Source organism: Shewanella sp. DC2-4 (assembly GCF_013248875.1).
Taxonomy (GTDB): Bacteria; Pseudomonadota; Gammaproteobacteria; order Enterobacterales; family Shewanellaceae; genus Shewanella; species Shewanella oncorhynchi.
This window is the reverse complement of the sequence record NZ_JABRVR010000002.1, coordinates 2,114,543-2,141,521: the sequence shown is the minus strand read 5'-3', so window position 1 is coordinate 2,141,521 and position 26,979 is coordinate 2,114,543. Positions and strand designations below refer to the sequence as shown.

16 protein-coding genes are annotated in these 26,979 nt (G+C 47.1%); 5 read left to right on the top strand and 11 right to left on the bottom strand.

Translation table 11 applies throughout. The features are described 5' to 3' along the window. The first annotated feature begins 204 nt into the window (after positions 1-204). From HQQ92_RS10180 to HQQ92_RS10165, 4 genes are all read left to right on the top strand, one after another. Positions 205-1,827, top strand: a complete 1,623-nt coding sequence (locus HQQ92_RS10180) for an alpha-glucosidase family protein (RefSeq protein ID WP_173245077.1) — start codon at positions 205-207, stop codon at positions 1,825-1,827. Positions 1,828-1,968: 141 nt separating this feature from the next. Then, complete coding sequence (locus HQQ92_RS10175; protein ID WP_105252429.1) at positions 1,969-3,240, top strand: sugar MFS transporter; 1,272 nt, start codon at positions 1,969-1,971, stop codon at positions 3,238-3,240. A 143-nt stretch (positions 3,241-3,383) separates the two neighbouring features. After that, positions 3,384-4,598, top strand: a complete 1,215-nt coding sequence (locus tag HQQ92_RS10170) for an RsmB/NOP family class I SAM-dependent RNA methyltransferase (protein ID WP_173245073.1) — start codon at positions 3,384-3,386, stop codon at positions 4,596-4,598. Between the two features lie 148 nt (positions 4,599-4,746). Continuing rightward, positions 4,747-7,011 (top strand): EAL domain-containing protein, encoded by a 2,265-nt coding sequence (locus HQQ92_RS10165; RefSeq protein WP_173245070.1) that lies wholly within the window; start codon positions 4,747-4,749, stop codon positions 7,009-7,011. A gap of 202 nt (positions 7,012-7,213) precedes the next feature. Here the strand turns inward: HQQ92_RS10165 and HQQ92_RS10160 are convergent, their stop codons facing one another. Next, positions 7,214-8,227, bottom strand: a complete 1,014-nt coding sequence (locus tag HQQ92_RS10160; RefSeq protein ID WP_173245067.1) for a D-alanine--D-alanine ligase — start codon at positions 8,225-8,227, stop codon at positions 7,214-7,216. A 321-nt stretch (positions 8,228-8,548) separates the two neighbouring features. Between HQQ92_RS10160 and HQQ92_RS10155 the strand changes: the two genes are divergently transcribed. Beyond that, positions 8,549-9,019, top strand: coding sequence for a GNAT family N-acetyltransferase (locus tag HQQ92_RS10155; protein ID WP_105252433.1), 471 nt, complete (start codon positions 8,549-8,551; stop codon positions 9,017-9,019). 164 nt (positions 9,020-9,183) lie between these two features. Here HQQ92_RS10155 and HQQ92_RS10150 read toward each other — a convergent pair whose 3' ends face one another. The 10 genes from HQQ92_RS10150 to HQQ92_RS10110 form a co-directional block, all read right to left on the bottom strand. Continuing rightward, entirely contained in the window at positions 9,184-9,579 is a 396-nt protein-coding gene (locus tag HQQ92_RS10150; protein WP_217272622.1) for a hypothetical protein, read from the bottom strand. Between the two features lie 95 nt (positions 9,580-9,674). Then, entirely contained in the window at positions 9,675-11,873 is a 2,199-nt protein-coding gene (gene recD / locus HQQ92_RS10145) for an exodeoxyribonuclease V subunit alpha (protein ID WP_173245064.1), read from the bottom strand. After that, positions 11,870-15,148, bottom strand: coding sequence for an exodeoxyribonuclease V subunit beta (recB, locus tag HQQ92_RS10140; RefSeq protein ID WP_375539960.1), 3,279 nt, complete (start codon positions 15,146-15,148; stop codon positions 11,870-11,872). Before recB ends, recD begins: the two co-directional genes overlap by 4 nt. Then, positions 15,123-15,659 (bottom strand): UvrD-helicase domain-containing protein, encoded by a 537-nt coding sequence (locus HQQ92_RS24000; RefSeq protein ID WP_375539959.1) that lies wholly within the window; start codon positions 15,657-15,659, stop codon positions 15,123-15,125. Before HQQ92_RS24000 ends, recB begins: the two co-directional genes overlap by 26 nt. Next, positions 15,656-19,456, bottom strand: coding sequence for an exodeoxyribonuclease V subunit gamma (gene recC, locus HQQ92_RS10135; protein WP_173245061.1), 3,801 nt, complete (start codon positions 19,454-19,456; stop codon positions 15,656-15,658). The genes HQQ92_RS24000 and recC overlap by 4 nt, the downstream gene beginning before the upstream one ends. Before the next feature lie 155 nt (positions 19,457-19,611). Further along, positions 19,612-21,771: a DUF3488 and transglutaminase-like domain-containing protein gene (locus HQQ92_RS10130; protein WP_173245057.1), complete on the bottom strand. Its 2,160-nt coding sequence runs from the start codon at positions 21,769-21,771 to the stop codon at positions 19,612-19,614. Next, positions 21,768-22,874 carry a DUF58 domain-containing protein gene (locus HQQ92_RS10125; RefSeq protein ID WP_173245053.1) on the bottom strand — a complete coding sequence of 369 codons (1,107 nt, stop codon included), beginning with the start codon at positions 22,872-22,874 and terminating at the stop codon, positions 21,768-21,770. The genes HQQ92_RS10130 and HQQ92_RS10125 overlap by 4 nt, the downstream gene beginning before the upstream one ends. Before the next feature lie 71 nt (positions 22,875-22,945). Continuing rightward, a complete protein-coding gene (locus tag HQQ92_RS10120; protein ID WP_173245050.1) occupies positions 22,946-23,857 on the bottom strand; it encodes a MoxR family ATPase in 912 nt (303 codons plus the stop codon). 185 nt (positions 23,858-24,042) lie between these two features. Next, a complete protein-coding gene (locus HQQ92_RS10115) occupies positions 24,043-24,747 on the bottom strand; it encodes an EAL domain-containing protein (RefSeq protein WP_173245047.1) in 705 nt (234 codons plus the stop codon). Between the two features lie 239 nt (positions 24,748-24,986). Further along, positions 24,987-26,912, bottom strand: coding sequence for a transglycosylase SLT domain-containing protein (locus HQQ92_RS10110; protein WP_028760024.1), 1,926 nt, complete (start codon positions 26,910-26,912; stop codon positions 24,987-24,989). Between the last annotated feature and the right edge of the window lie 67 nt (positions 26,913-26,979).

Below are 26,979 nucleotides of genomic sequence, written 5' to 3'. Positions count from 1 at the left end.
GTAAATTCCATTGTGATGCCATGTGACTATTGGCTGCATCTTCTGCATACGTATGCAGGTGTATTGAACCTTATTTCCCTCTTCACGTATGCTCGGTAACACAAAATAAGCCGCGATGACTTTACTCTGCAGTAACAAAACGATAACTGTTTGCTTGAGTGTGTTAGGGAAAGTTCGCTGTAGAATAATGATAAAGGGGCAACAATGAGTGAGTTAACGTGGTGGCGTGGTGCTGTGATTTACCAAATTTATCCGCGTAGCCTTTTAGATACCAATGGTGACGGCGTCGGGGATTTACGCGGCATTATCATAAAGCTGGATTACATTGCGAGTCTCAATGTCGACGCCATCTGGATTTCACCTTTCTTTAAATCTCCTATGGCAGATTTTGGCTACGACATCAGTGATTACCGTGAAGTTGACCCTCTTTTTGGCACTATGCATGATTTCGATGAATTGATTGAAAAAGCCCACGGTTTAGGTATTAAGGTCATTATTGATCAAGTATTAAGTCATACCTCGGACCAACATGCGTGGTTTATCGAGAGCCGCGAAAACCGTTCGAATCCCAAGGCGGATTGGTATGTATGGGCAGATCCTAAGAAAGACGGTACAGCGCCTAACAACTGGCTCGCGATTTTTGGCGGTTGTGCTTGGGAGTGGGAACCGCGCAGACAGCAATACTATTTACATAACTTCCTGCGTAGTCAGCCCGATATTAATTTCCATCATCCCGAAGTGCGCCAAGCTGTGCTGGATAACGTTGAATTTTGGCTTAAAAAGGGGGTAGATGGCTTCCGCTTAGATGCCATTACCTTCTGTTATCACGATGAACTGCTCAGGGATAATCCGGCAAAGCCTAAGGATAAACGTCAGGGCCGTGGTTTCAGTGAAGATAACCCTTACGCTTATCAATACCATTACTACAATAATGACCGTCCGCAAACCATCGCTTTTATTGAAGATTTACGAAAGCTCATCAATCGCTATCCAGGAGCGGTGACCTTAGGCGAAGTCTCTGCCGAAGATTCTTTGGCTGTAATGGCAGCCTACACTAAGGGCGAAGATCGCCTGCATATGGCATACAGTTTTGAGCTGCTGACTGATGATTACAGCGCAAGTTATATTCGCCAAACCGTAGAGGCTTTGGAAGCGAGCATAGGTGATGGCTGGCCATGTTGGGCTATCGGCAATCATGATGTGCAGCGTGTAGCGAGTCGTTGGGGGCAAGGTAAGCAGAATTCAGACATGGTCAAAATGCTCAATGCCATGCTAAGTTCGCTGCGCGGCAGTATATGTAGTTATCAAGGTGAAGAACTCGGTCTAACTGAGGCGCCAATTGAATATCATGAGCTGCAAGATCCCTTCGGCAAAACATTTTGGCCTATGTTTAAGGGGCGTGATGGTTGCCGTACGCCAATGCCGTGGCAGCAAGGCGCTGACTTTAGTGGCTTTAGTGATGTTTCTCCTTGGCTGCCAATTCCACCTGCGCACCAAGCGTTAGCTGTGGATGTACAAGAATCTGATGCTGATTCTATGCTCAATGGTTATCGACGTTTTCTGGCTTGGCGTAAGTTACACCCAGTGTTAGTTGAAGGTGATATTAAATTTGTTGATACAAAGGAGCCCATTTTGGCCTTTGTTCGCACCTTAGGCGATATAAAAGTGCTCGTGGGATTCAATTTAGGTGATACCGAGGTCGAGTTTGATTTCTCTGCATTTGAAATCAGTGAGTCGCTGACGGGACACGGCCTTAAAACCGCACAAATAGAACACAATCAGCTGAAGTTTTCGGCATTTACCAGCTTTTATGCAGTGTTAAAGTGAAAATGATTCATTTTTATTCGGTTGAAGTGTTATAGATACGGGATCCCAAGCCCACAGTTTGATATAAACCCGCCCACGGGCACCATGGGGAATGTAACCTTAATTAGTTCCTGATAATAAAAACATACAGAGAGAATAACTATGGCGTCATCAATTAATACCGGTAGCTACACGAGCAGCACTGGCGAAAATGGGTCGGGCAGTTATCGTTTTGCCTTGATCTCATTGACTTCACTGTTTTTTATGTGGGGTTTCATCACTTGCTTGAACGATATTCTGATCCCGCATCTTAAAGCGGTGTTTTCACTGAATTATACTCAAGCCATGTTGATCCAGTTTTGTTTCTTCGGTGCTTATTTTCTAGTCTCAATCCCTGCGGGTAACTTAGTGAAAAAGCTGGGTTATCAAAAGGGAATTGTTTCTGGTCTCGTGATTGCAAGTATTGGTTGTGCGCTGTTTTATCCTGCGGCGGCCCTCGCTACTTACAACTTGTTCCTCGGTGCATTATTTGTTTTGGCATCAGGCATCACAATCCTGCAAGTGGCAGCCAATCCTTATGTCAATGCCTTAGGCAGTCGCGAAACTGCGTCGAGTCGTTTGAATTTAACGCAAGCGTTCAACGCCTTAGGCACAACGGTCGCGCCGTTTTTTGGTGCTATGTTAATTCTTTCTGTTGCCAGTTCAGTATCTGGCGATTTAGCCCAAGCGAGCGCTGAAGCGGAAGTGGTTAAACTGCCATACCTGTTACTTTCTGGCGCCTTGGCTATTCTAGCGCTGATTTTTGCGAAGTTAGATTTACCTGTGATCCGTGAGCATGATGAAAGTGTTCAAGGTGAAGTTCAAACCCATCTTGGTAAAACCAGTGCCTTGCAAAGCAAGCACTTAGTGCTCGGTGCTGTGGGTATTTTCGTGTATGTCGGCGCAGAAGTGTCTATCGGTAGCTTTTTAGTCAGCTTCTTAGGTGAAAGCCATATAGCGGGTATGCCAGAAGCCGAAGCCGCCCATTACATCGCCTATTATTGGGGCGGCGCTATGGTGGGACGTTTCATTGGCTCTGTGGTGATGCAAAAAGTACCAGCAGGCTCAGTGCTTGCATTTAATGCTTTTATGGCGGCGCTACTTGTGGTTGCAGCGATGACAACCAGTGGTAGCATTGCCATGTGGGCAATCCTTGGGGTGGGGTTATTTAACTCGATTATGTTCCCAACGATCTTCAGCTTAGCGCTTCGTGATTTAGGTCCACACACTTCACAGGGCAGTGGCATTCTGTGTTTGGCGATTGTGGGCGGCGCGATTTTGCCTTTATTCCAGGGCATGTTAGCGGATAATCTTGGCGTTCAGCTTGCCTTTATTCTGCCCGTGATTTGTTATGGTTTTATCCTGTTCTACGGGGCTAAAGGCTCAAAAATGTAATGGATTAAACTGACTGTGGCAAAAAAGCGATCTTAGGATCGCTTTTTTTATGGCTTTAACCTTAACTCGGCGCCAGTGCGCTTGCGTATTAGGGCCTGACCTCCTATGATCCTCCGGTTTTATCATTCATGGTGACCTTTTAAATGTTGAATTCTCCGCTTTCTGCCAGCTCGAACGAATTAGTGATCAGTATCTTAACTATGGTGCTGAGCCAAGGAAAACCCTTAGATCGGGCCTATTCTCAGCATTTTTCTGGGTTGCAATTGGTACCCGCCGAGCAGGCGCGTATCGCATTGACGACGGGTGATATCCTACGTCGTTTAAATTTATATTGTTATCTGGCGGAAATTAGTCCAGATGAGATGGAGCGTTTTGGCTCTAAATTGCTTAATGCCTGGCATTTATTCCACGGGCTTGAACTGCCTAAAATGCAATATTCGCTGCAAGTTGATGAGGTGCGTTTAGCTGAGCGTATAGAGCAAGCGAAAACTAAGCCTGTGTTGTGGGACGGTTGCCCCGAGTGGCTCGATGTTATGGGCCGTGAGCAACTAGGTGAGTCTTGGGAAAAAGAGCGCGCCGCGTTAAGTACAGCGCCGAAACGTTTTTTACGCGCGAATAGCCTTAAGGTGACTCGTGATGAACTGGCTGCTAAGCTTGCTGCCGAGTTTGTGAGCACGCTCTGTGTTGATGGGGTTGATTCCGCCCTTGAAGTGACCTCCGATTCTGCCTTGTTCCGTACACAAAGCTTTAAAGATGGCTTATTCGAGCAGCAGGATGCGGGCTCTCAGCGCGTAGCTGCGGCGCTTGATGCCAAGCCAGGCATGAAAGTGATTGATGCTTGCGCAGGCGCGGGCGGTAAAACCTTACACATAGCCGCGCAAATGCAGGGCAAAGGACGCTTGTTGGCCATGGATGTGGAGCAATGGAAACTCGACAAACTTAAGGAACGAGCGCGTCGTAATGGGGCACACAATGTCGAAACCCGTGTTATCGCCAGCAGTAAAACCATTAAACGCTTAAAGCTCAGTGCCGATAGGGTATTGCTTGATGTGCCTTGCTCTGGTTTGGGGGTATTAAAGCGTAATCCCGATGCAAAATGGCGTGATACCGTAGAGCGTTTACCCGTGTTAATGGAACTGCAAAAACACATTTTGAGCAGTTATAGCCGCATGGTCAAAGTCGGTGGCATAGTCGTCTATGCGACTTGTTCTATCTTCCCTTGCGAGAACCGCGGTCAAGTGGATGCGTTTTTAGCCGAGAACCCCAACTTTCGCCTGATTGAGGATGAAAGTATCAGCCCAGCCGATAGCGGCTTTGATGGCTTTTACCTTGCAAAACTTGAACGTATTCAAGAATAAAGCATTGCTTTTTAGACTAAAGTAAACCTTTTACCGCGCAGGTAAAGGGTTTACTTAATTAACATTAATGCCTAGAATTTCTTATAAGTTATAAATATTTAACATTGTTAATCAGTATTTATATTGCAACTTTGCTCTTAAGGAAATTATGGCGTACGGCGTTAACCTTCCAGATCTGCTCGATCATGCAGACGTTAAACTCGCCCACAATGTCAGCATAGCTTGTTATAGCAGTATTCTTTCTATGCTGCTCAATGGCGCACCGCTACATGAAATCTTGCACGCCTTAGTCTTAAAAATCGAGGCTCAAAAAGTAGGAACCAGAGGGTCTGTGTTACTGCTCAGTGCTGACGGTAAACGTCTGTTATTAGGTGCCGCCCCCAATTTACCCGACAGTTACAATCAAGCCATTAATGGTGTCGAAATTGGCCCCAATGTGGGTTCTTGTGGCACGGCTGCCTATTATGCGCAGCGTGTTATCGTTGAAGATATCGCTCAACATCCTTACTGGGTTAATTATAAAGAACTGCCATTACGTGCAGGTCTTAAATCTTGCTGGTCAGAACCTATCAAAGATACTCATGGTAAAGTGCTAGGCACATTTGCCATGTATTATGATACGATAAAGTCCCCAACAGAGCAGGATTTAGAACTCATTTCAGAGGCGGCAAGACTGGCGAGTTTAGCCATTGAACGCAGTCGTGCAATGGAATTTCAGCATTTAGCTGTGAAAATTTTTGACCGGTTACCTCTTGCTCTGGTTATTTCCAATTCTGACGATGCAGTTCTCTATGCTAATCCCGCTTTCAGACATATAGTTATTCCTCAAGATGCTGATATAGCTAACTTTCATCCTAAGATTTTTTTAGCATTATCCCAATCTAATGACTTAGTGGGGTTATTTGAGCATTTAGCTCAGGACAGAATGTGGCAGGGTGAGTTGGTGGGTCTTAGGGGAAATGGCGAGGAGTTTTATCTTGACCTTATCGTCACGACCTTCCGAGAGTCCAATGGTCAGCAACCCTGTTTTGCATGGCTATTTTCAGACATTAGTGAACGTAAGAAAGCGGCGCAGCTGATTAAGTATCAGGCCAATAATGACTCTCTTACCGGACTTGCTAACCGCAATGCGTTATTCAAGCAGATCCAAGCGTTAATTACCTCCGACAGTTTGACTCCCGGCTTTAGTTTTATGTTGATGGATTTAGATAACTTTAAGCAAGTTAACGACACCCATGGCCATGACAAAGGTGATGCACTGTTAGTGCAAGTGGTTAAACAGATCAGCGAGTGTGTCGATGACACTATGGTGTTTGCACGCTTAGGAGGGGATGAGTTTGCCTTGCTATTACCTGGGGTTGTTAACCAGAAAGAGTTGGCACAAATTGCTGATACAATTAACAAAAATGTGGCAAAACATTATGTGTTAGCCGATGGGAAAGGCGTTTATAGCTCGGTAAGTATAGGGATTGCACGTTTTCCTGAAGATGCCCTCGATCTTGAACAGTTGTTAAATTGTGCCGATCAGGCCATGTATATTTCTAAGGCAAATGGTCGCAACCGATATCATTTTTTTACTGAACAAATGCAGCTAAATGCCGAGCGTGTTGCTAGCCTTCATAATCAGCTTAAGCAGGCATTAGATCAGCATACCTTCGAGCTTTATTACCAACCCATAGTCAATGCGACCACTGGACTGATTGTCCGTGCTGAAGTGCTGCTGCGCTGGCAGCATGAGGGAACGTTTATTCCACCCGATGAATTTATTCCCATCGCTGAGAACAGTGGTTTAATTGTTGATATTGGTCGAGATGTTCGCCTTGGTGCTATGCAGACTATTTTAGAGATGCATGAGCGAAATTGGCCCATTAATTTATCGGTGAATGTCTCGACCTTTGAGTTTTGGTCCCATGAACTACAAGATGCCTTTGTGGAGTCCTTTGCTGCGATTACCGAGCAACTTGAGGTGACAGATTTCCCCTATGACAGATTAACCCTTGAGATCACTGAATCTTTGCTGATGAAGCAGCATACGTATCTTATTGATGTACTTAATGGTTTGCGAGTTAAAGGGATTAAAATTTCCTTGGATGACTTTGGGACGGGTTACTCATCTCTATCTTATTTAGCTAATTTCCCTATCGATCAAATTAAAATCGATAAGAGCTTTATCGACAGATTAGATGAAGGCAAACGTCACGAAGCGTTGGTGGAGGCCATAGTGCGTTTAAGCCATGCGTTAGATTTAACTGTGACGGCAGAAGGGGTAGAAACTGAGTCCCAGCTAAAATTTGTAATGGCAAATCATATTCAAGAAATTCAAGGCTATTTATTTTATAAGCCTATGCCCAAAGCTGCATTCTTTGCCCTGTTGGCAAAGCAAGCTGAGCTACATAAGGGTTTTGACGTTTAACCTTGATGTTTGACCTAGATGTGAGGGCGGCTTAATCAGTGACAGTCTGATTTTAATATTGGGTTTAGATGTAAGGTAAGAATTCAAGTTTTAGATATAATGCATTGAAATGTAATAAAAAGAGCGCCGAGGCGCTCTTTTTATTACTGGAAACAGGTGCTGTACTGAGTCTCTGCGTTCACATTGAGTCAGGTGGCGAGCGCTAAGATTTAGCGGTTATCTGGCTGTTAATCACTAGACTCAAGTATTCAGTAAAGTCATGACCGTGATTCTGCAGCATTTTGGGGAACATAGAAATCGGCGTGGAACCTGGGAAGGTATTGATTTCATTTAGTAAAATTTCATTGTCCGCGGTTAAGAAAAAGTCGATGCGCGACAGGTGACGCAATTTCATACCTTTAAAAGCCTTGATTGCATAGGCGCGGATTTGTTCACTGATCTCAGCTGACACATTCTGCGCCACCACATCGGTGCGTGCTTTACTGTTTTTGGCGTATTTCTCATCGAAGGTGTAGAAGGTGTTGGTATCACAGATGATTTCACCTGGTACTGTCGCCACCACTTCACCGTTGTACTCGTATACTGCGACTTCTAACTCACGGGCTTGAATGGTTTTTTCAACGATAACATAGGGCGCATAGCCGAAAGCATCTTTAAGCACGCCAGCGACTTTATCGCTGTCATCGACTTTATAACAACCAACAGAGGAACCCTGTGAGGCCGCTTTGACGAAGATGGATCCCCATAGTGCTAATGCGGCTTGGGTTTGCTCTATTGCTGCATCATCGAATTGGTTTAGAAAAATATACGGAGTATTCGGAATACCTAAGGCCGAGAACCACATTTTAGCGGTGATCTTATTAAAGCAGTTACTACTAGCCTCGGACTCACAGCCAAAATAGGGCAGTTGGATTAGGTTAAAATAGGATTGAATGTCACCTGTTTCGCCGGGATAGCCATGAATGCAGGGAATGACGTAATCGACCGGCCATGGGGCTTTGCTCTCATCGCGGAAGCGAATTTCACGGCTATTGGTCAGTTCACAATCATCACCCGCAGCGGTGCGGTATTGACCAAATTTATCCAGTTCGACTCGCAATACACAAAACTGCTCGGATTTTGCCAGTGAGGTTTCAAAATAGTTGGCCGACATGAGTGAAATATCGTGTTCGGCACTTCCGCCGCCGCACAGCAAAAGCAGGTTGATCTTAGACATTGTGAGTGATTCCTCAAAGTGAGCAAAATCGGATGACATCGGCCTGTGGCAATACGAATATCATCCTATAGTACAGCCGCTGTCATCTTAGTTTTCTTGCCCCTATGAGTGCAAGGTTTTGCTGACTGATGGCTATTAAGTGGTGAATTTTAACGCATTACATCGCATTGCAAATATGGGGTTGTGCCTTTGTCGGGTTTATTTTGATTTTTGTTGCGTGAGATGGCAATGTCGTTGGACTATTGCTTCGTCACCGTCATCTAAACTGTGCAACCCAGTACGAGTGACACTTACTTTAGGCGCATTACAGCATGGTATCTCATGGTGAATAAAAATATTCGGTTAGCCCGCTTACAGGATACAGATAGTGTGCAGGTATTACTTGAGCAACTCGGTTATTCTTTGCCCCATGCCGCTTTAGCCCAGACGTTAAGCCAATATCAGCATGATTCTCTGCGCCGCAGTGATGAATTACTGGTGTATGAGCAACATAATGCACAGGGTGACCTGCAAGTTGTCGCTGTGATGGCCTTAATGTTCTTTGATTATTTCCCTGCTTTGAGTCGTATCTGTCGTATAACCGCAATTGTGGTGGATGCCGACATGCGGGGGCAGGGCGTTGGCTCTCAGTTGATCGCCTTTGCGAAAGAAAGGGGAAAGCAAGAGAATTGCCAGTTACTCGAACTCACTACATCGATGCAGCGCATTGCCACACAGCAATACTATGAAAGTATAGGGTTTACCAAAACATCCTTTCGCTACAGCTTAGTTTTGAGTGAACCAAACGGCTAATTCTTGGCTCGAGCGAGCATAAACAGATCCGTTGTCCTTGTGCCTTCGGGTACCGGAAAAACGTTGCGGGTGACATTGATAATTTCAAATTGATTTTAGCAACTGATAATGTCTGGCCTATAACCGATATTCAGTCATCCGAATTTGTACATTAATACCAAAGCTCAGAGTAAATAGTTCAGATCAAAACAGATGTTTAGCCCTAAGTTATAGGCATGATTTTTATGTAAATTCACCATTAACTCGACATCCATCAGTTGTGCTAAGGTCACTGGTCTCGCTTCCCAGCGCGGTGCGTGGCCAGCATCATTACAGTGTGCTAGGTATAAACGTCGCGTACTTTGATGTATGCCAAAATACGTCATATTACAACGCTGGCTAATCGTTAAATAGGGCTCAAAGTCGAGTGCGTATATCTGCATGTCTTTAAATTCTGACCACTTGATATAGCGGTTTTTTTCATAATAACGCTTAGGTAAAGCGGCATCTGGTGCTATGGCGTCAAACAAGGCAATAACGGCTTGTAGATCCTTAAGTGTAATAATGTCCTTTTTAATCAATGTTTAAATCCTTAGTTTCATGGTTAGAGTAAATCTAAAAGTCATATCTTAAAATGTAGTTCCTAAAGTGTTCCCCATTGACCACAAAGCTTCATTCACCCCCAAAGGCGGTCGGCAAGACCCGATGCGCGTTGGGTTGCTTGGCTACTGGCCCGCTCGAATACGTGCTGGGTGCCTAAGCAGGTAAAGTGGACTTTAGCGCGGGTGATGGCGGTGTAGACCAATTCTTTGGTCAGCAGTTGCCATTGGGCTAGGCTGGGGCTCGGCGGCAATACTAAGGCCACACGGCTAAATTCGCTGCCTTGGCTTTTGTGTACTGTCATGGCATAACAGGTTTCATGGCTGGGCAAACGGGCTGGCAAGACTTTTAACAGGCTGCCATCGGCCTTGATAAAGTGCGCCATTAAACGTTCGGGTTTATCTTCATCCTGCAAAATCAATCCGATATCACCGTTAAACAGGCCTAAGTTATAGTCATTGCTTTGGATGATAATGGGCCGACCCAGATAAAACTCCTGTAGCGGTTTAATCAGCTTGGCATTGGCCAGTGCTTGAGTCACAAATTGATTAATGCCTTCAACCCCATAATCGCCCGAGCGCATAGCACATAGAATACGGTACTGGTTAAAGCGTTCAATGATGTCAGCTGTGCTTGGACGCTTGCTTAAATCACTATTACTCGTATCGCTATTCAAGGCGCTGAGATAAGTGCCATATTGCTGGCAGGCTTGCTCCAGCAGTGAATTGAGTCCCATATTATTAGCAGGCTCACTCACTTTGGCTTGGGTTTGGCTTACGACCATACTGTGTTCTAACCAGCTCAATTCTGCAGGTCCCTGTTGCCATACCTGCAAAATACCTTGAAGATCAGCACGATTGACGGCACTGGCGAGAAGTCCAATCCCTGCATCGCCTTTAAATCTGTGGCTGTGCATTAGCATACATAAGCTATCGCCAAGCTTAGGGGCGTCGCTGATATAGGGCGTTAACTCAAAACCTGTTAAAGCACTCAGACGCTCGGCTTGTTCCTTGGAATAGCGCATTTGCCACAGAGCAGGGCTGCTTGACGCTATGTTATTTTGCGCAAGGTTATTGGGATCTACTGGTATTTTAAGGCCCGCACAAATATCGGCGAGCACAGCGCCAGCCTCAACCGAGGCGAGTTGGTCTTGATCGCCGAGTAAAATCAAACTGGCGTGCTCAGGCAATGCGCTCAGCAATTTATACATCATGGGCAAATCGACCATAGAGGCTTCGTCGACAATCAATAAGTCGAGCCTAAGCGGATTACTTTGATGGTGGCGAAAGTGCGGCGAATTGGGGATCACCCCAAGCAGTCTGTGTAAGGTTGAAGCTTCCTCTGGAATGCGGCCCAGAGCCGTTAAAAAGTCTTGGCTATTTCTATTGCGAACTTCATCAATAACATTAGCATGGGCGCTGAGTTCCTTCGCCAGACGCGCTTTTGAGGCTTTGATTGATTCGCTTAAGCGAGCCGCCGCTTTTCCCGTTGGCGCGACTAAACGGATTTCCTGCTGTGATTCCATTTGTAGCAATAACAAAAGTTTAGTTACAGTGGTGGTTTTACCCGTACCTGGGCCGCCAGTGATCACTGACAGTTTTTTACCCAGCGCTGTGGCCGTTGCGACCTTTTGCCAATCAATGGGTGCTGTGTCTTCACTGTTAGTGAGTACATTGGTAGTGAGTGAATGGGGATCGCTCACATTGGCAGGGAACAGTTGATCTAGCAGTGACCTCAACTTAGCGATTTGCGGTTGCTTTTGGTGGCTTGTTTCTTCAGATAATTGCCTAGATACACTTCCGGACAAGCGGATTAATGAGGCGGCCACTGAGGTTTCAAATTGATGATAACGTTGTAAATAGAGTCTGCCATTATCAAAAATAAGTGGTTTATTGCTGCCCGCTTGGCCGACGGCATCAAAGGTTTGCAAGGTCTCAGTGAGCGCTTCGAGACTTAAACTGATTTTACAATGGCTATTTTGCTCGGCCATGGGATTAAGCGGCACGATATGAGCGAGTACTAGGCAGCTGTGCTGTGAAGATAATTGCTGGCTTAATAGCGCACACAGCAAAATAAACAAGGGCTGTTGGCTGTCGCTTGGATGCAAGTGACTCATTTCGAGTGCGAAATGCCGATCGAGCGGTGTGAGCAGTCGTTCTTGCTCCCACTGTTTTAACAGCTCTGGCAGCGGCGCTGTAAGCTGAATTGCGCCATGGTCTATCCATTTCGCTGCTGTGAGTGAATGTGCATTTAGCCCTTGGGTTGAGCGCATCATGCCGTGACTCCTGTATCTATTGCACGAGCCAATCTGCTGTGAAATAAATTGTCATTAAAAAGTGAATCTAGCGCGAGAATAAGTGCCTTCGGCGGCTTGTCGTAGTAAATACCATAGCCGGGATATTGAGCCGACATTCCCCGTAAGAACAAGTAATAACAACCGCCTATGTGGCTATCGTAGTCATAACTTGGCAGGCGTAAACTCAAATACCTGTGTAGCGCCAATGAGTAGAGAATGTACTGCAAATCGTAGCTGTGATCGGTTATTGCGCTTTGCAGCGCGCTCTGATGATAGGCATTGATGTTGTCGCCTAAATGATTCGACTTATAGTCGGCGATATAATATTGACCTTGGTATTCAAAGGTTAAATCGATAAAGCCTTTGAGCATGCCCTTGAGATCATCAAACTTAAGTGTCGACTCATAGCCAAACTGCTGCAGTAGTGTATTGAGCTCAATATCTTTAAGTTCGCTTAAGGGTAAATAAAACTCCATTTCGACTAAGGTATTCTGCGGCGATAACTTGGCTAAGCACAAATCAGGATGTTCAGGTTTGACGGCGCTTACATGCCCCGTGACTTGCGACTCTAAGGCGTGCGGCATAGCGCCGAGCGGTGCATGCAGCACATCCAAATACCAAGTATATAATACTGTTTGCCATTCGGGCGCGATACCGTATTGCAGCATGGCTTTAGGCAATTGCAGCGGTAAGTCGATTTCTGCCTGCGTAAAATCAATCTCTTCTAACACTAAATGCATAAAGCTACCGGCATTGGCGCCGCGCTCAAAGTTAAAGCGATTGAGCATGTCATCCTGCAGATCATGACTTGCCTCATCAGGAATAGAGAGTGTTTGCGCAGCCGTATATTCAAGCGTACCTAATATTTCATCGTCGGCACCCGGAGCGGCTTTACCATGGCTGGTATTTTTAACGAGACCTGAATAACTGCCGACTCGCCACGGCGTGCAGTATTGGCGGGTTAAAGTTTTCGCGCTCAGTATTTGCGCTATGTCTTGGCTTGAGGGCAATGGCCGCTCGTCTATGTCATCGGGCACCTTATCAATACTTATGGCTTCCACATCTTGGGCGAGCTGCTGCGCAGCATTGCAGATACGGGCAAAGTCACATTCTGAGTCGCCTATGCCGAGCAGATAGCCGATAGCGGTTTCATGCAGCTGACTTTTAAGGCCATTTTTAAGCTGACGACTGTGGTTGGCGATATACAAGTAACACAAATACACAGGGCGAGTGAGCGCCACATACAAAAGGCGCAAGTCTTCGGCTAAGGTTTCTTGTTTTGCGCGCTCCCAACCGTCATCCGTGCCTTCGATATCCCACACGAGCTCTTGCTCACCTGCATCGTTGGTTCTGTGGTACAGCATAGGTTTAGGGCGGCGGCGATTGTCGCGGGCTAGGCTGACAAAGGGCACAAAACATACGGGATACTCAAGACCCTTACTCTTATGGATAGTGACGATCTGTACTAGATTCTGCTCGCTCTCAAGGCGTAGCTGCTGTTCATCTGTGCCTGTGTTATCAATCAGTTGCTGTTCATACCAATTGAGCAGGGCGCTAATACCATCAAGTTCGGTGGCTTTTTGTTGTAATAGCTCGGCAAGGTGGCGAAAATCCGTCAGGCGGCGCTCGCCGTTTGTGGCATCTTGCTCTTGAGTATCTACCTCTGCACTGGCGGTGTGCAGTAAACGGTCAATCAGTTTAGTGCTATTGGCAAGGCTGAGTAGCGCAGGCATGATGCCGCGTTTCTGCCACACTTGGTGCAAGTTAAAAAACTGCTCTAATAATAGCTGTCTGTGCTCTTCATCTTGGTTAAAGGCATGGATTTGCTCGGCGTTATAACCTAATAATGCCGTGGCTAGGGCGCTGCGCAGTGCCCGTTCATCTTTAGGGTTCGCCAGAGATCGCAAAATTAACGCCATTTCCCGCGCTTCAAGGGTATCGAACACACTGTCGCGACTTAAAAACACCGCGCCTATGTGGCGTTTACTTAATGCGGTTTTCATCACTGCCGCTTCGTTGCGATCCCGCACTAGGATAGCGATGTCTTTAGCGATCAACGGCCCTTTAGGGCTGTGGCATTCGCCATTGGCTGCATCTGTCAGTAAACGGGTAATTTGTGCCGCCGCGTCTTCGGCGAGCAAGTGTCTTGCCGTGGTTTTGTTGAGGCCGTTTTCTACGCTTTCGCTTAAGAGTCTTAATCTTAAGGCGGCAGGATTGGCGGTTTTTTCAGTGAGGATTTTCCCTTTAGCACTGCTGGGCGTTTTCACGCTATCAAAGGGGATCGATTGACTGATAAACGGATCGTGATGCTGGCTAAACAGATGGTTAACCCCAGCGACTATGTTTGCGCTTGAGCGGTAGTTGGTATCCAGATGATAGTGGGCCTGCGTATGATGACGGGCCTCAATATAGGTATGGATATCGGCGCCACGGAAGGCATAAATGGCTTGCTTAGGATCGCCAATCATCAACAGGCTGAGCTTATTTTCTGTATCGTTTTTGCCTTGCTGCTCAAACGAGTAGCGGTCTTGGTAGATGCCAGAGAAGATCGCAAATTGTAGCGGATCGGTATCTTGGAATTCATCAATAAGCGCGACGGGAAAACGTGTTGCCACGGCTTTGGGCAAGGTTTCATTATTGGCGTTTAACGCGCTCGCTAATGTCGTGAGTAAGTCATCTGGGGTCAGCACATTTTTTTGTTGTTTTTGCTGGGCAAATCGCTCGCTTATGCCGAGTTTCGCGCTATATAAAAATGCTGGTTTAATGGCGGCAATCAATGTGGCGAGTTGCTCCATATGATCCATCAGCGGCGCTTCGCTCACACTTGGGATCACGCCGCCCTTGTTGAGTTTTAACTCAGACAGCGATAAGGCTTCTAACTCTTTCAGTGGAGGCAACCCATGCCCGAAGGCGAGCCAGTTATCCAGCGCATCGAACATGGCGGCGAGCTTGGGGTACTTATCCGTTGCTTTGCCAAAGCGGGTGCCGTTGAGTGGCAAACTGTGTAGCAATGCCAATAAGCCATCGCGCCCCCGTGGCCAAGCTAATTTAAAGCGCTCTAAACTTTGGCGTAGTGACAGGGCTAAGGCATCAAACTTAAGCGCGGGTTTCAGAGGCTTTGCTTGACTGGCGCCAAGGAGCGGTCGCAACTGTTTGACTAAACCATCGGGCTCGCCAAATTCCTTGGCAATGATTTGCGCTAAGTAATCGGGCTGCGGATAACAGGCCTCACGCCAAAAAATCCCGCACGGCATGGTGCAAAAATTCGCTGTCGTCTAAGGTAAAGTCCGATTCGAACAGTAAGGAAGACTCAAAGGCGAGATCCGATAAAATTCGCTGACAGAAACCGTGGATGGTAAAAATCGCCGCTTCATCGAGGGATTTAAGGGCGAGATCGAACCGCCGCAGGGCAATGGCGCGTTCACTCTCTGGGGTGTTGTCATACAACGCCTGCACAAAGGGATCGGCAATCGTTAGTCCTAAGAAACACTTAAAGGCAACTTGAATACGGCGACGAATACGATCCCTTAACTCTTCGGTGGCCGCATTGGTGAAGGTAACCACGAGAATTTGTTCGCAGGTGAGCGGCGCAGGAATGCCATCACCAAGCAATAAGCGTAAATAAAGACCTGAAATCGTGTAGGTTTTACCTGTGCCTGCGCTGGCCTCAATAAGACGACTACCGCCAAAGGGCAGAGTGAGAGGATCAAGCGCTTGTGGTGCTGAATGTAAGGCTTGCGTGTTCAACGGCATCTGTTCACTCATGCTTGCTCTCCCTGTGCACTATTGCGGTTCAAATGTGGTGCGAGAGCTTGTGTGTCAGTCGCGTGTTCATTAGCAGGGCCTTGGCTCATGCCATCGTTGAGCGCAAATTCCTCAAGCTGAGCCAGCGTGTCTTTGAGATATAAACTCACCATAGGGCGATAGATACGCTCGGCTAATGCGCCAAAGCTATCCTCAGAGAAATCCCGCGGGAAACTGAATAATCGCTGGTAATGGGGTTCATTTCCTTCTCCAAAAGCAGCTTCACCCAATTGACTCTGCTCATCTAACCATTCGGGTAACGCTTGCTGCAAACGCTCATCGTGCTCACCCTCGCAGCTGACGTAGGCCAGTGACGTGCGCGGCATAAAACACAGTGGGTGTTGTTGGCCTTGGTAAAACAACACCAACAAATCGGCCAGTAACGCATGGGCGCGCTCAGCAGTGATTGGAGCCAAGGCGTGGAAGTGCCCCATGTCGAGTAGATAGCTTGCATGTGTGTGGCCCATTGCCATTAAACACAGGTGGCGAAGGTACAACCTCAGCACATCGCGACCGTGTGCGCTACCAGGGCGGTAATTGACTAACCCCTTAGGGCTGATGTCATCGATACGACCTTGCAGTAACACTTGCTGGGATTTACCCGCCGTGATGGGCAAGTCAAACACGAGTTTAATATCCGCATGGCTGCTGGCTTGTTCTCCCTTGAGGAACAAGGTTCTGCCAATCAAAGGTTTAATATCATGCTGATATTGACGCAATAGCAAATCATCGAAGGGCTGCATGGGCAAAGTGCCACTGGCTTTGAGGCGTTTAATCAGTTCAATATCGGGCTCAGTTAGGCCTTGGTCTATGGCATCATCGAGTAACTGGGCCTGTAACATATAACGCTCTAGGGCATTCAAGCTAAAGGGCTCGTCATTATCATCGGCCTGAATATTAAGGCTGAGATCGACTTTTAACGTACGGTTGAAGAAGTACTGCGCTGGATTTCGAAAGAAACGGATCAGGGCTGACACATCCACTTGTTTGCTTTGCTGTTGTTCGTGCTCAGAAGCTGGCTGTGCCTCTGTATCTGGCACTGAGTCTTGTTCATCCGCTTCGAGCATGATGCGAGTTTGCACGCCGATAAAGCGGCCCGCATGTGTGCCAGCAGTGTCCGTATTGGGTGGACACCATTGCAGGCTGTAACTTTGGCCTATGCCCGAGTTATTTTGGGTTCTGCCTGAGCCATCTTTGTCATCACTTTTTACTGTGGATTGATACAACTTGGGATCAAATGGTTGCAGCGGCTGGTGGCTGACAATTGCGTTATAGAGGGCTTTTTCGGCATCCTCTGGGTCTATGGGGCTTGAAGCGTTTTGCGATTGAGCCAATAGCGTTTCAGGTAGATAACACAGCTGACAATATTCAATCAGTTCAGAGACGAGCATAGAGGCGATACGCTCAGAGTTATCCCGTTCGCTGCGGCCAATATAGCTGATATACAGTTGTTCCCGCGCCGATAATAAGGCTTCTAAAAACAAATATCTGTCATCGAGACGGCGGGAACGATCGCCTTTACGGGCACCAAAGTGTGCCATTAAATCAAAGCCAACGGGATGTTGAACCCTAGGATAAACCCCATCGTTCATGCCGAGTAAACACACGACCTTAAAAGGAATCGAGCGCATCGGCATCAAGGTGCAAAAGTTCACGCTTCCCGCAAGATAACGCTGTCCGACCCGAGATTCGGTTAAGCGTTGATTAAACCACTGTTGCAGCACTTCAATACTGAGGCTCAGTCCGCTTATGTTTTCTTGGGCTAGCGGCGTTAACGGGTTTGTATCCAACGTTCTTGTATCAAAGGGCCTGCCCGCCGATAGTAACTCTTGCTCTAGGGTGGCAATGGCATCGCGGATTTCCTGTAATTGTTCGCGCTCGTCTTCATCTGTGTCGTAGAAGGCATCTAGTAGCTCAGTTAATTCCGCTAAACGCAGGGCGCCCACTTGCGGTAAGGCGAGTATTTGCGCCGTTTCATCGAGCACTTCAATAAAATTGAGTAGCTTACCCAGCGCCTGTGCCGATTGGCCTTCGATGCCAGTGACGACCAGATGGTCTTGATAGAGCGGCGCATCGTCACTCAAGGCGTAACCTAAAATCAGCCTTTTAATACCAAAGGCCCAAGAGTTTTGCTCAAACGCTGGCACACCTTGTTTAAGGCGGCTTTGTTCATCGCGGCCCCAGCGCACGCCCGCTTCATCTAACCAGCGGCGGATCAGTTGCAATTCATCGTCATCGAGCTGGAAACGGCGCAAAATGGCGGGCACTTCGAGTATGCTCAAAATGTCGGTCAGACCAAAACGACTCTGATTAATTCCAAGTAAATTTAAAAAGCTATTGATGAGCGGTGATTCCTGCGCTGCGCCGCGGTCGGCAATGGCGTAGGGAATGTAATGCAGGCCTTGCTTCGCCGAGAAGACTGCATCGATGTAGGGCGCGTAGGCGGCGACATCGGGCATCATCACCACTATGTCTTTAGGCGTCAGGTCGATATCATTGCTGAGTAACTCAAGCAAGTGATCGTGCAGGGTTTCGATTTCCCGCAGTGGGCTGTGACAACTCTTGACTCGAATAGATTCATCGTCGCGCTTAAGCAGGCGTCTGTTCTCGACATTTTGGTACAGCTCGGCATCTGGCCCTAGCACTCTGTCTAAGGTTTGCATCTCTAAAATATCGTATTGCACGCCGTGGAGCATGCTGGCGTTACTGTGTGGCGAGTTGGGATCGTCACAGGGCTCACAATACACATCATCGCCAAAGTCGCAGTGTTCGGCGGGGAGCTCAAGCAGCATATCGAGTAATTCACGGCCCATCTTGCCGTTATTGGCAAGCAGCGGATTGCCCACTTCGAGTTTATCTTCCCACAGTTCGGCTAATTGGCGTTTACCCGCATATTGCACCGCCATGCGAGCCCGATTACGGGGATCAACAATGTCGCCCCAATAGTGCTGACAGGGGCTTAAGCCAAGCACGATCACATCGATACGACTTGCTAGATGGTAAAGCACTTCAAGGGTTTGCGGCGCCATTGAGGAAATGCCAAACACAAATAAGCGTTGTGGCAATTTGGCGAGTGACGTGTCGGGATGATTCAGCGCGGCAATTAAGTCACTGTGCAGGTTGGCCCTGTGGTAATGGCTTTGATTAAGCTCATCACGGTTAAAGGCAATGAGCGCGCGCCATAAAATGGGTTGCCAGCGTTGGTCTTCATTCAGCGGCTTGGTGAGTGATTCGGGATGCTCGTTTTGCTCCCACGCTAAAATCCAATCGGGGCGATACACTAAGTATTGGTCGAAGATATCGGCAATCCGGCCACAGAGTTGGTACAGCTTAATGTCGTCAGCCGTCATATCACTCGTGTTGTGCTGTTCACTCGTGTCGGCGGCATTTGTGCTGGATTGCTGATGACTTAGATAGTGTCTCAATGGCCCAAAGGCGTCATCTTGTAACATGCGCGGTAAGAGTTGCATCAGCTTCCACGTCATTGCCGCCTTAGTGAAGGCGTTATCCTTAGGCACATTGGGCAATAAGTCATGGCACAACTGCCAGGTAAAGCTCGATGGCAGCGGGAATTCCAGTGCGGCAGCAATTCCATTCTGTTTGGCGATTTCGAGGCGTAGCCAAGTCGACATGCCGGGACTCTGTACCAGAATATGCTCGTTACTCAGTAGACGTGCAAAAGCAAGGGGTTGGGTCAGGTAAGCGGCTAAATGGGCGCAGAGCACTTCCATCTGATTGGACTGGATTAACTTTAGCATGTGCAACTCGGCATGGTGACAGTAAAACAATTCTATGTGTTTGATTTATAAGATTCAACACTATTGCTGCTTCTGTAGAATTAACCCGCAATTTTAGGCGTTTATTGGTGCTTGCTCCGATGAGGCATCGTCAGTTACAGCTCAGTTGACGAATGCTAGGCTAGATTGAACTTATCTTTCACTTTGGCTCTGAGCAATAACCAGTTGAGTTGCTTCGCCGCCGCTTTAAATGCGGTTAAATGCGCTTGATAGTCCTTAGCCGGTAAATCTTGGTACTTCAGCGCTACATAACTTTGGGTCAAGGTTTGGAACAGCGTGCAAAGCTTTGGTGCACTGTGTTGGTATTGCTCAATAATCTGCTGCGCAAATTGATTTGGTCCATCACTGTCTTTGCGCTTAATGCCATGGTGTGCGAGACGATTACAGAGCTGTTGATAACGAGTACTAATGGGATCGCCTTGAACTCTAAAATGTAATAAGCCCGCGCTGTAGGCGATATAGAGCACGATAAGGCTGATACAGAGCCCCATAAAGACCGCGATTTTAGTGTGAGTCACATCGTCTAAAATGCCACTGAGCACTTGATTTTGCTTCTCTTGGTTAAAACCCAGTACCCACACGCTCCAGTAATAATCTATGCTGGCAAAACGTTGTCTTAACTCATTGAGCCAAGGCATTGATTTAAAGCGTAAGCTACTAAAAGGGCTTTCCTGCAGGTAACTTTGCTCGGGATCAAATTGGGCGTCGAAACCTTGCTCGATTCGATTGGGCGCCACCATAGCGGTGGGGTCAAAACGCACCCAACCTTCATCTTCGAGCCAAACCTCAGCCCATGCGTGGGCCATATATTGATACACGCTGTAGTAACCCGCTTGCGGATTATATTCCCCACCCTGATAGCCTGTGACCATACGCGCGGGTAAACCTGTGGCCCGCGCCATAAAAATGAAGGCTGCGGCATAGTGCACGCAAAAACCGGCTTTGTTTTCAAATAAGAAATCATCCACTTGCTGTGGCCCAAGGGGAGGCGGCGTGAGAGTGTAGAAGAAAGGCTCACTATTAAAGTGGCCCATCATGGCCCATAGTCGTGGCTTAGGCGCGGGATACTGAGTCTTAAACTGCTCAGCTAACGTTAAAGTGCGTGGATTACTTTGGCTCGGCAGTTCGAGGTTAATCTGCCTTTGCCGCGCCGATAGCTTGAAGTCCATCTTCGCCTTAGGCCAAGACTCTACTTGATAACTCATTCGCTGATCGATATTGCGCAGCGCCAACAGCCGATAGTCGGGCATATTGACCACGTTATCATCTTGGCTATAGGCCACATCGAGACCAAATAACCACGGCTGGTGGCTCGGCTCAGCAATCACTTGATAACGAATACTATGCTTATCTTGCTTACTTAATGCGGTCTCTTGATCTTCACTGCTTATCGGAGCAGGACTTTTACTCATGGGATCAGTATTATTGACCATCAATGCTGGGCTGGGCCGTGAGGGAGGAAACAGCAGCGCATCTTTTTGCAACTGTTTAATCCCTGCTTCTTGGCGCCAAGTGACACCATCATAGTTCTCCATCACGAGGGCGCGCCAATATAACTCGGCATTAATGGGCGTTGCATTGGTAAAACTCGCCCTAAAGGCAAGTTCAGTCGAACGGGTGAGCTTACCTATATCACCAATCGCTAGACTATCGGACAAGCCCGTTTGGGCTTCTTTCATGTTAGGCACTAACCAGAGCGGTGCAAGACGCGGTAACACTAAAAATAACAGCAGCGCGAGGGGAAGGCTCTGGAGTAAAAATTTGCCACCGATCCAAGCCGTGTGTTTTAAGGATTGCTTATCTTGATACAAAGTCACGAGTACGCAGGTATTGATCAGCGTTACCACGAGTAAATGCGCGGTATTAAGCAGGGATTGATGGTCGATAAAGGTCAGCGCGATAATAAAATAGCCCGCGAGGACGACAACGCGCACATCCCTTTGATTACGCATTTCAATGTATTTTAAGGCATAACCTAACAGCAGCAGATTCACTAGCGCATTGAGTAAGCCGATTTCCTTTGAAACGAGTGCCAATGTGGTTGCGGCGCCGATCGCAAGACTGGTCACCAAAAAACGCGGTGGTTTTGCCACTTTGCCGACATAAATCCCCACACGCCACAGCAAACAAATTGCGCAAATGCCTAAGGTCCAAGGCGTGGTTTTATCAAATAGTGGGCTTAATACCGCAATATTGGTGATTAATAACCAAAAGAGTGTCTGGCGGCTAATATTGTCGCCGATTTGCGGTGTCGTGCTATTGGCCGCTAACTTCATACTTGCTCCCTCGAAGTAGGGATATGATGTTGCTTGCGGGGAGCTTGATTCGTTTTTTGTGGGTGATTAGCGGCTGATGACTGATATGGGGGCTTCGCCGTTGAAGGCGCTAATTGTGGATATAAGGCAATGGCTTTTTGACAGGCGATCCTATGGTGATTGCCTATCGCGGGCGCGATCAGCACATCGTCTCCCATGGGGTTTTGCAGATGTAAGCCAAAATACTGCTCAAGTTGCGTGAGTTTATTGACTTGCCAGCTTAACTGACCCAATTGGGTTTCGAGGCGTTTGGCATCGGGTCTGAGCCTTAACCAGACGGGATCACCTTGGGGCTGCTGGAATTCTTTAGTCAACATGCCGCGACCCTGTGCCCATTGTTTCCATGCCACTTGCTTGAGGGATTCGCCGAGCACATGGGGTTTAAGGCCTTTAAACTCATCAATCCCCGATACATGTTTACCCGCGAGTAACTGGGGATCTTGCTCCGACTGGGTATGATCAGCCTCAAGCTGTAGCGGCGCTTCAATCGGCTGGGCAAAAACTAAGTGACTAATGGCTAAATCCACATGGGACCACGCGCGGCAAAGCCCTAAGGGATAGAAGGATTCAATTTTGAGCCGACCCGGTGACACTTGACCCCGCTGATGATATTCGAAGGGCACGAGCGCTTGTTGTTCATCTGTACCAAGGTTCTGCACCGTATAAGTGCGATTATTCGGATAGTTAAGTTGTATGTTATGGCCACTGTGGTGCGTGCTGATGAGGACGGGAAAGGTTAAGGTTTCGCCCGCATAGACTTCGGGCGGCGTCGTGGCCCGTAAATGTAAGCCAGCCAGATTTTTGTAACTGTAGAGAATGCAGGTATTAAAGAGGCTTAGGAGTAAGATGCTGAGGCCAATGACTAAGTTATTTTGATAGTTAGTGCCGAATAGATATAAAAGTAAAACCAGACCGAGCCAAACTAACCCAAAACCGCTCGGCAGAATAAAAATGCTGCGATGGCTTAAGGTTATTTCGGGACTCGGTGGCAAGCGTCTTGCTAACCAACGTTGCCAAATCGGGACTAACATCGGAATGAAAGTCGGGAGTATCAGTCGTTTCACTTCTGAGTTATTTCCTTAGTTTAATGCGTTAACTGCATACTTTAGCGATATCTCCTCATTACAGTATCTTGCTACATAATCGGGTTAACGCTCGCCAGAATTCGCTCAGATAGGGCTTCACCCTGTAATTGGCTACTGGTTCTGAGTCTATGCTCCGCTACACAACAAAATACCGCTTGCACATCTTCTGGGACTAAATAATGTCGACCTTCTAAAAAGGCCCATGCCTTAGCCGCTTGTAATAGCGCTTTGGTGGCACGCGGTGATAACCCCACGCTGTCACTTTGGCTACGGGAAAAACTCACTAAGGCCAGAATATAATTGAGTAAGGCATCGGAAGCGCTGACTTTGTCGCACTGCTCTTGCAGTTGCATTAAGGCCATCGGTGTCAGGCATTGGGGCAATTGATCTAAGGTTAAGTGGTTATGATTGCTCTTAAGCATAGCGAGTTCAGCATCGTGGCTTGGATAACCAATAGACAGACGCATCATAAATCTGTCGAGCTGCGATTCTGGTAGCGAAAATGTACCGGATTGATCGGTGGGATTTTGAGTCGCTATTACAAAGAAAGGATTGGGCAATCTGTGGGTGATGCCATCGACGGAAATTTGTTGTTCGGCCATCGCTTCGAGTAAAGCGCTTTGTGTCTTAGGGCTGGCGCGATTAATTTCATCGGCCAAAATCATCTGCTTAAAAATTGGTCCATGATGAAAGATAAATTGTGCTTGATGTTTATCAAAAATCGATACGCCTAGAATGTCGGCAGGCAGCATGTCACTGGTGAATTGGATCCGCTGATAGCTCAAACCTAAGCTTTGGGCTATACCATGGGAAATACTGGTTTTACCCATGCCGGGTAAGTCTTCAATCAACAGGTGCCCACGGGCGAGAATACAGGCTAGAGCGAGACGAATTTGTCTAGGCTTGCCCAGCAATACTTGTTCGAGTTGTTGTAGTAATTCGCTGATCCCAGATTGTGCCACGGGCGACTCCTAATACATTTGGAAGTGTGCTTAAGGTGCATTTGCAAGCTGATGTGCGTTATCACTATGGCGGATCATAGCCCGTATATCCAGTGGCATTTCTAGTGCTAAATCAATTACTCGACAGCATTAGGTTTGGTCTTGAGTGGGCTGGTGGCGCGAATGTAAACCGTTTTAGCCTGATCTTACGTAAGGCACAGTGCTTGGCTGCTGGTGGGGCGAATAAACCAGGATTTAAACAAAAAGCCTTGGACAAAGTCGACACCGATATCCCGCGCAAAGGCTAAGTGAGCTTCAGTTTCTATGCCTTCTAAAATGCACTGTTTGTGGGTCTTTTTGGCAAAGTTGACCAATGCAATTAATAATTGGGCTCCCTCAGGGTGTGTTATGTGTGTTAACCAATGGCGGTCAAACTTAAGATAATCCACGTTCATCATCAGATCGACACTGAGCATGGAGTGGGGCGCACCAATATCATCCAGCGCCACATGTATCTTAGCTTGTTTAAATTGAGTGAATAATTGACTGGCCAGCTGGGCATCGTTAATGCAGGTGTTTTCGATGATCTCGACCGTGATTCGTTCATAGTGGGACAGCAAACGAATGAGCTTGGCGGTATGTGGTCCATCGACGGCGTGGGGATCAACATTGATAAAAATTCGCTGCTGACTCGGCGCATGGATGAGTTGAAATGCCTTGGCTTGATATTCAACTGCAGCGAGTATTTCTGTGGATTCATGCAACTGCTCGAACACAATATTAGGTGCAACCGCATCACCATTAGGCAAGTAAAAGCGTGCTAAGGCTTCATAGCCGTCTATGGCTAAAGTATGAGGATTGACAAAGGGTTGGTATTCGCAGCTAAGGGTTAACGAACTAAGGTTAATCATGGGTGTAATGGGATTCTTAATGCTTTAATACTAATTATTCGCATTTAACGCCCTTCAGTGCAAACAAGTTTTCGATAAAACGGCGTGATTGCTGAATAATTATTCGCTTTGCTAATTATTTGAATTTAGAGAATATCATTTAGAATTTTTGGTGGTTAAAGCATGAGCTTTACCCTAGGGTATGCTGAAAAGTAGGAACTCGATGCTGCTGAGTATCGAGTTCCTTTTCATGTCGCGAGTTAGTAAGCAAACTTAAGCTCAGCTTCGCTGAATAATGGCTGTGCTTTTTGCTTTTGCGCCTCATAAATCAATCGATAGCTGAGTACGGCTTGAACATATTCACGGGTTTCAGTAAAGGGAATCGCCTCGATAAAGCCCATGGCATCGAGTTTGCCATCAGAGTTTGATAACCAGCGACGCACGCGAGAGGGACCCGCGTTATAGGCCGCCGTGGCGAGGATGCGGTTTTGGTTAAACTCTTTCAACAGCTGGGCATAGTAAGCGCTACCAAGATTGAGGTTAAGCTCTGCGCTGTAGAGATCCTTTGGATCGCTATATCTGGCCCCGTGTTTTTTGGCGGTAGCTTTGGCCGTGGCGGGCATAATTTGCATTAGGCCACGGGCACCTACACCCGAGGTCGCATAAAGATAGAATGCACTTTCGCGGCGGCTAATCGCACGGATCTCATCGATGTTAACCCTATGCTTTTTGCTGGCGTGCTCAAAACCGGCTTGGTGTGCCATAGGGAAGCGTAGAGGAATATCATCCCACAACTTACCTTGAATACTGGCTTCAACACCAAAATCGTACCAGCCCTGTTCATGGGCATAGCGTCCATAGCGTGCTCGCATCGTATTGTCACTGCGTTTTAGTAGCGACATCCATTCATAGCGAGCATCGAAATAACGGTCGAGTGCCATTAACTCTTGTACTCTGACAAAACCGAGATCATCGGTTAACTTTTGGCTATTGGCATCAACAACAGGCTCAGGGCTTTGATTGAGTGATACCGGTTTATTTAAGAACTGCGCAGCAGCAAAACCGTAAAAATTACGTTCATTACTGATTGTCGCGAGCGCTTTTATGGCGCTTTCAGGCGCTTCTTTGGCATTGGTGCGATAAAGCCAGTATTGCCAACGCTCCTTTGCTAAGGTTTCTGGTTGGAGTAGGTTCAAGTAACGGGCAATACTGCGCATGTCGTGATCGCGGATAGCCCATCTTAAACGGCGCTCAAATAGGTCGTCATTTTTCAGCTCAGTGAGCACATTGTCGACATAGTTTTTATAGTTATCATCTTGTTCAATTAAAATGCGGCGAACAAGGTATTTATCGAGTTGCTGCGCTTGTTCTGGGGTAAAACGATGAGCCTTTTGATACCGTTCATACAAATTAATGGCTTGGTCGAGATCCTTACGGGCAAGGCGTTTTAATCCTGCGGCAACAATGTCACCGACAATGGGATTTTTATCTTTAAACTTCTCGGTATGGCGCAGGCTATTAGGATCTTTATAGACGGCGACTAAACGCTTAGCTTCGTTACTATGGGTGGTGATTTTTTGGGATAAAAAACTCAGTAAACTCGTTTCGCCAGCCTCGAAACTCAGCATCATTCGCGCCCATACGACATCTTGAGTGCGTTTACCGGCTTTGGTCCATGTGTTGAAAAGAGGATCACATTCCTTTGGGCGCGACCCCCCAAATACCCAAAGTGATTGTGCGGCCGCATAAGCCGTTTTTAGATCGCCCTTGGCGAGTTTCGCCTCATAGTAATAACACTGCAGGCGGATGTCGGTAGGCGCTTCAGGGGTGATCGCAAGATAATCATTCCAGCGTTTTTGGCTACCAGCATTGTTTAAATATTTAGACCGTAACCTATTGTACATAGGTGTGGTTTCATATTTTTCAATCAAGGCTTTAGCTGCATAACCCTGTAAGGCATTAAGAGCACCTATGTCGATATCATGATCTAAATAAATCGCGAGCGGATAATTACCTAGTTTTGCCCGTAGGGGTTTATAGGTTGCATAATCTTGCTTCTTCAGGGCTTTTTCGGCCTCAAGAAAGGTTTTCTGCGTTGACGTTAACGCAAGTGCAGCAGGGGCATTCAATGCGCCTGCGAGCAATATTGCACTGGATATAACCACATTTATAACTGCTTTGCACATGGAGCGTTTGCCTCCGGGCATCAAGGTATCAATCGACATGTCCGTATCGATTTGAGGTAATTAATGG

Bases quoted from the DNA above. Each gene is read 5' to 3' on its own strand.
- HQQ92_RS10180 (WP_173245077.1), top strand. From the start codon at position 205: ATGAGTGAGTTAACGTGGTGGCGTGGTGCTGTGATTTACCAAATTTAT.
- HQQ92_RS10175 (WP_105252429.1), top strand. From the start codon at position 1,969: ATGGCGTCATCAATTAATACCGGTAGCTACACGAGCAGCACTGGCGAA.
- HQQ92_RS10170 (WP_173245073.1), top strand. From the start codon at position 3,384: ATGTTGAATTCTCCGCTTTCTGCCAGCTCGAACGAATTAGTGATCAGT.
- HQQ92_RS10165 (WP_173245070.1), top strand. From the start codon at position 4,747: ATGGCGTACGGCGTTAACCTTCCAGATCTGCTCGATCATGCAGACGTT.
- HQQ92_RS10160 (WP_173245067.1), bottom strand. From the start codon at position 8,227: ATGTCTAAGATCAACCTGCTTTTGCTGTGCGGCGGCGGAAGTGCCGAA.
- HQQ92_RS10155 (WP_105252433.1), top strand. From the start codon at position 8,549: ATGGTGAATAAAAATATTCGGTTAGCCCGCTTACAGGATACAGATAGT.
- recD (WP_173245064.1), bottom strand. From the start codon at position 11,873: ATGATGCGCTCAACCCAAGGGCTAAATGCACATTCACTCACAGCAGCG.
- recB (WP_375539960.1), bottom strand. From the start codon at position 15,148: ATGCCGTGCGGGATTTTTTGGCGTGAGGCCTGTTATCCGCAGCCCGAT.
- HQQ92_RS24000 (WP_375539959.1), bottom strand. From the start codon at position 15,659: ATGAGTGAACAGATGCCGTTGAACACGCAAGCCTTACATTCAGCACCA.
- recC (WP_173245061.1), bottom strand. From the start codon at position 19,456: ATGCTAAAGTTAATCCAGTCCAATCAGATGGAAGTGCTCTGCGCCCAT.
- HQQ92_RS10130 (WP_173245057.1), bottom strand. From the start codon at position 21,771: ATGAAGTTAGCGGCCAATAGCACGACACCGCAAATCGGCGACAATATT.
- HQQ92_RS10115 (WP_173245047.1), bottom strand. From the start codon at position 24,747: ATGATTAACCTTAGTTCGTTAACCCTTAGCTGCGAATACCAACCCTTT.
- HQQ92_RS10110 (WP_028760024.1), bottom strand. From the start codon at position 26,912: ATGTGCAAAGCAGTTATAAATGTGGTTATATCCAGTGCAATATTGCTC.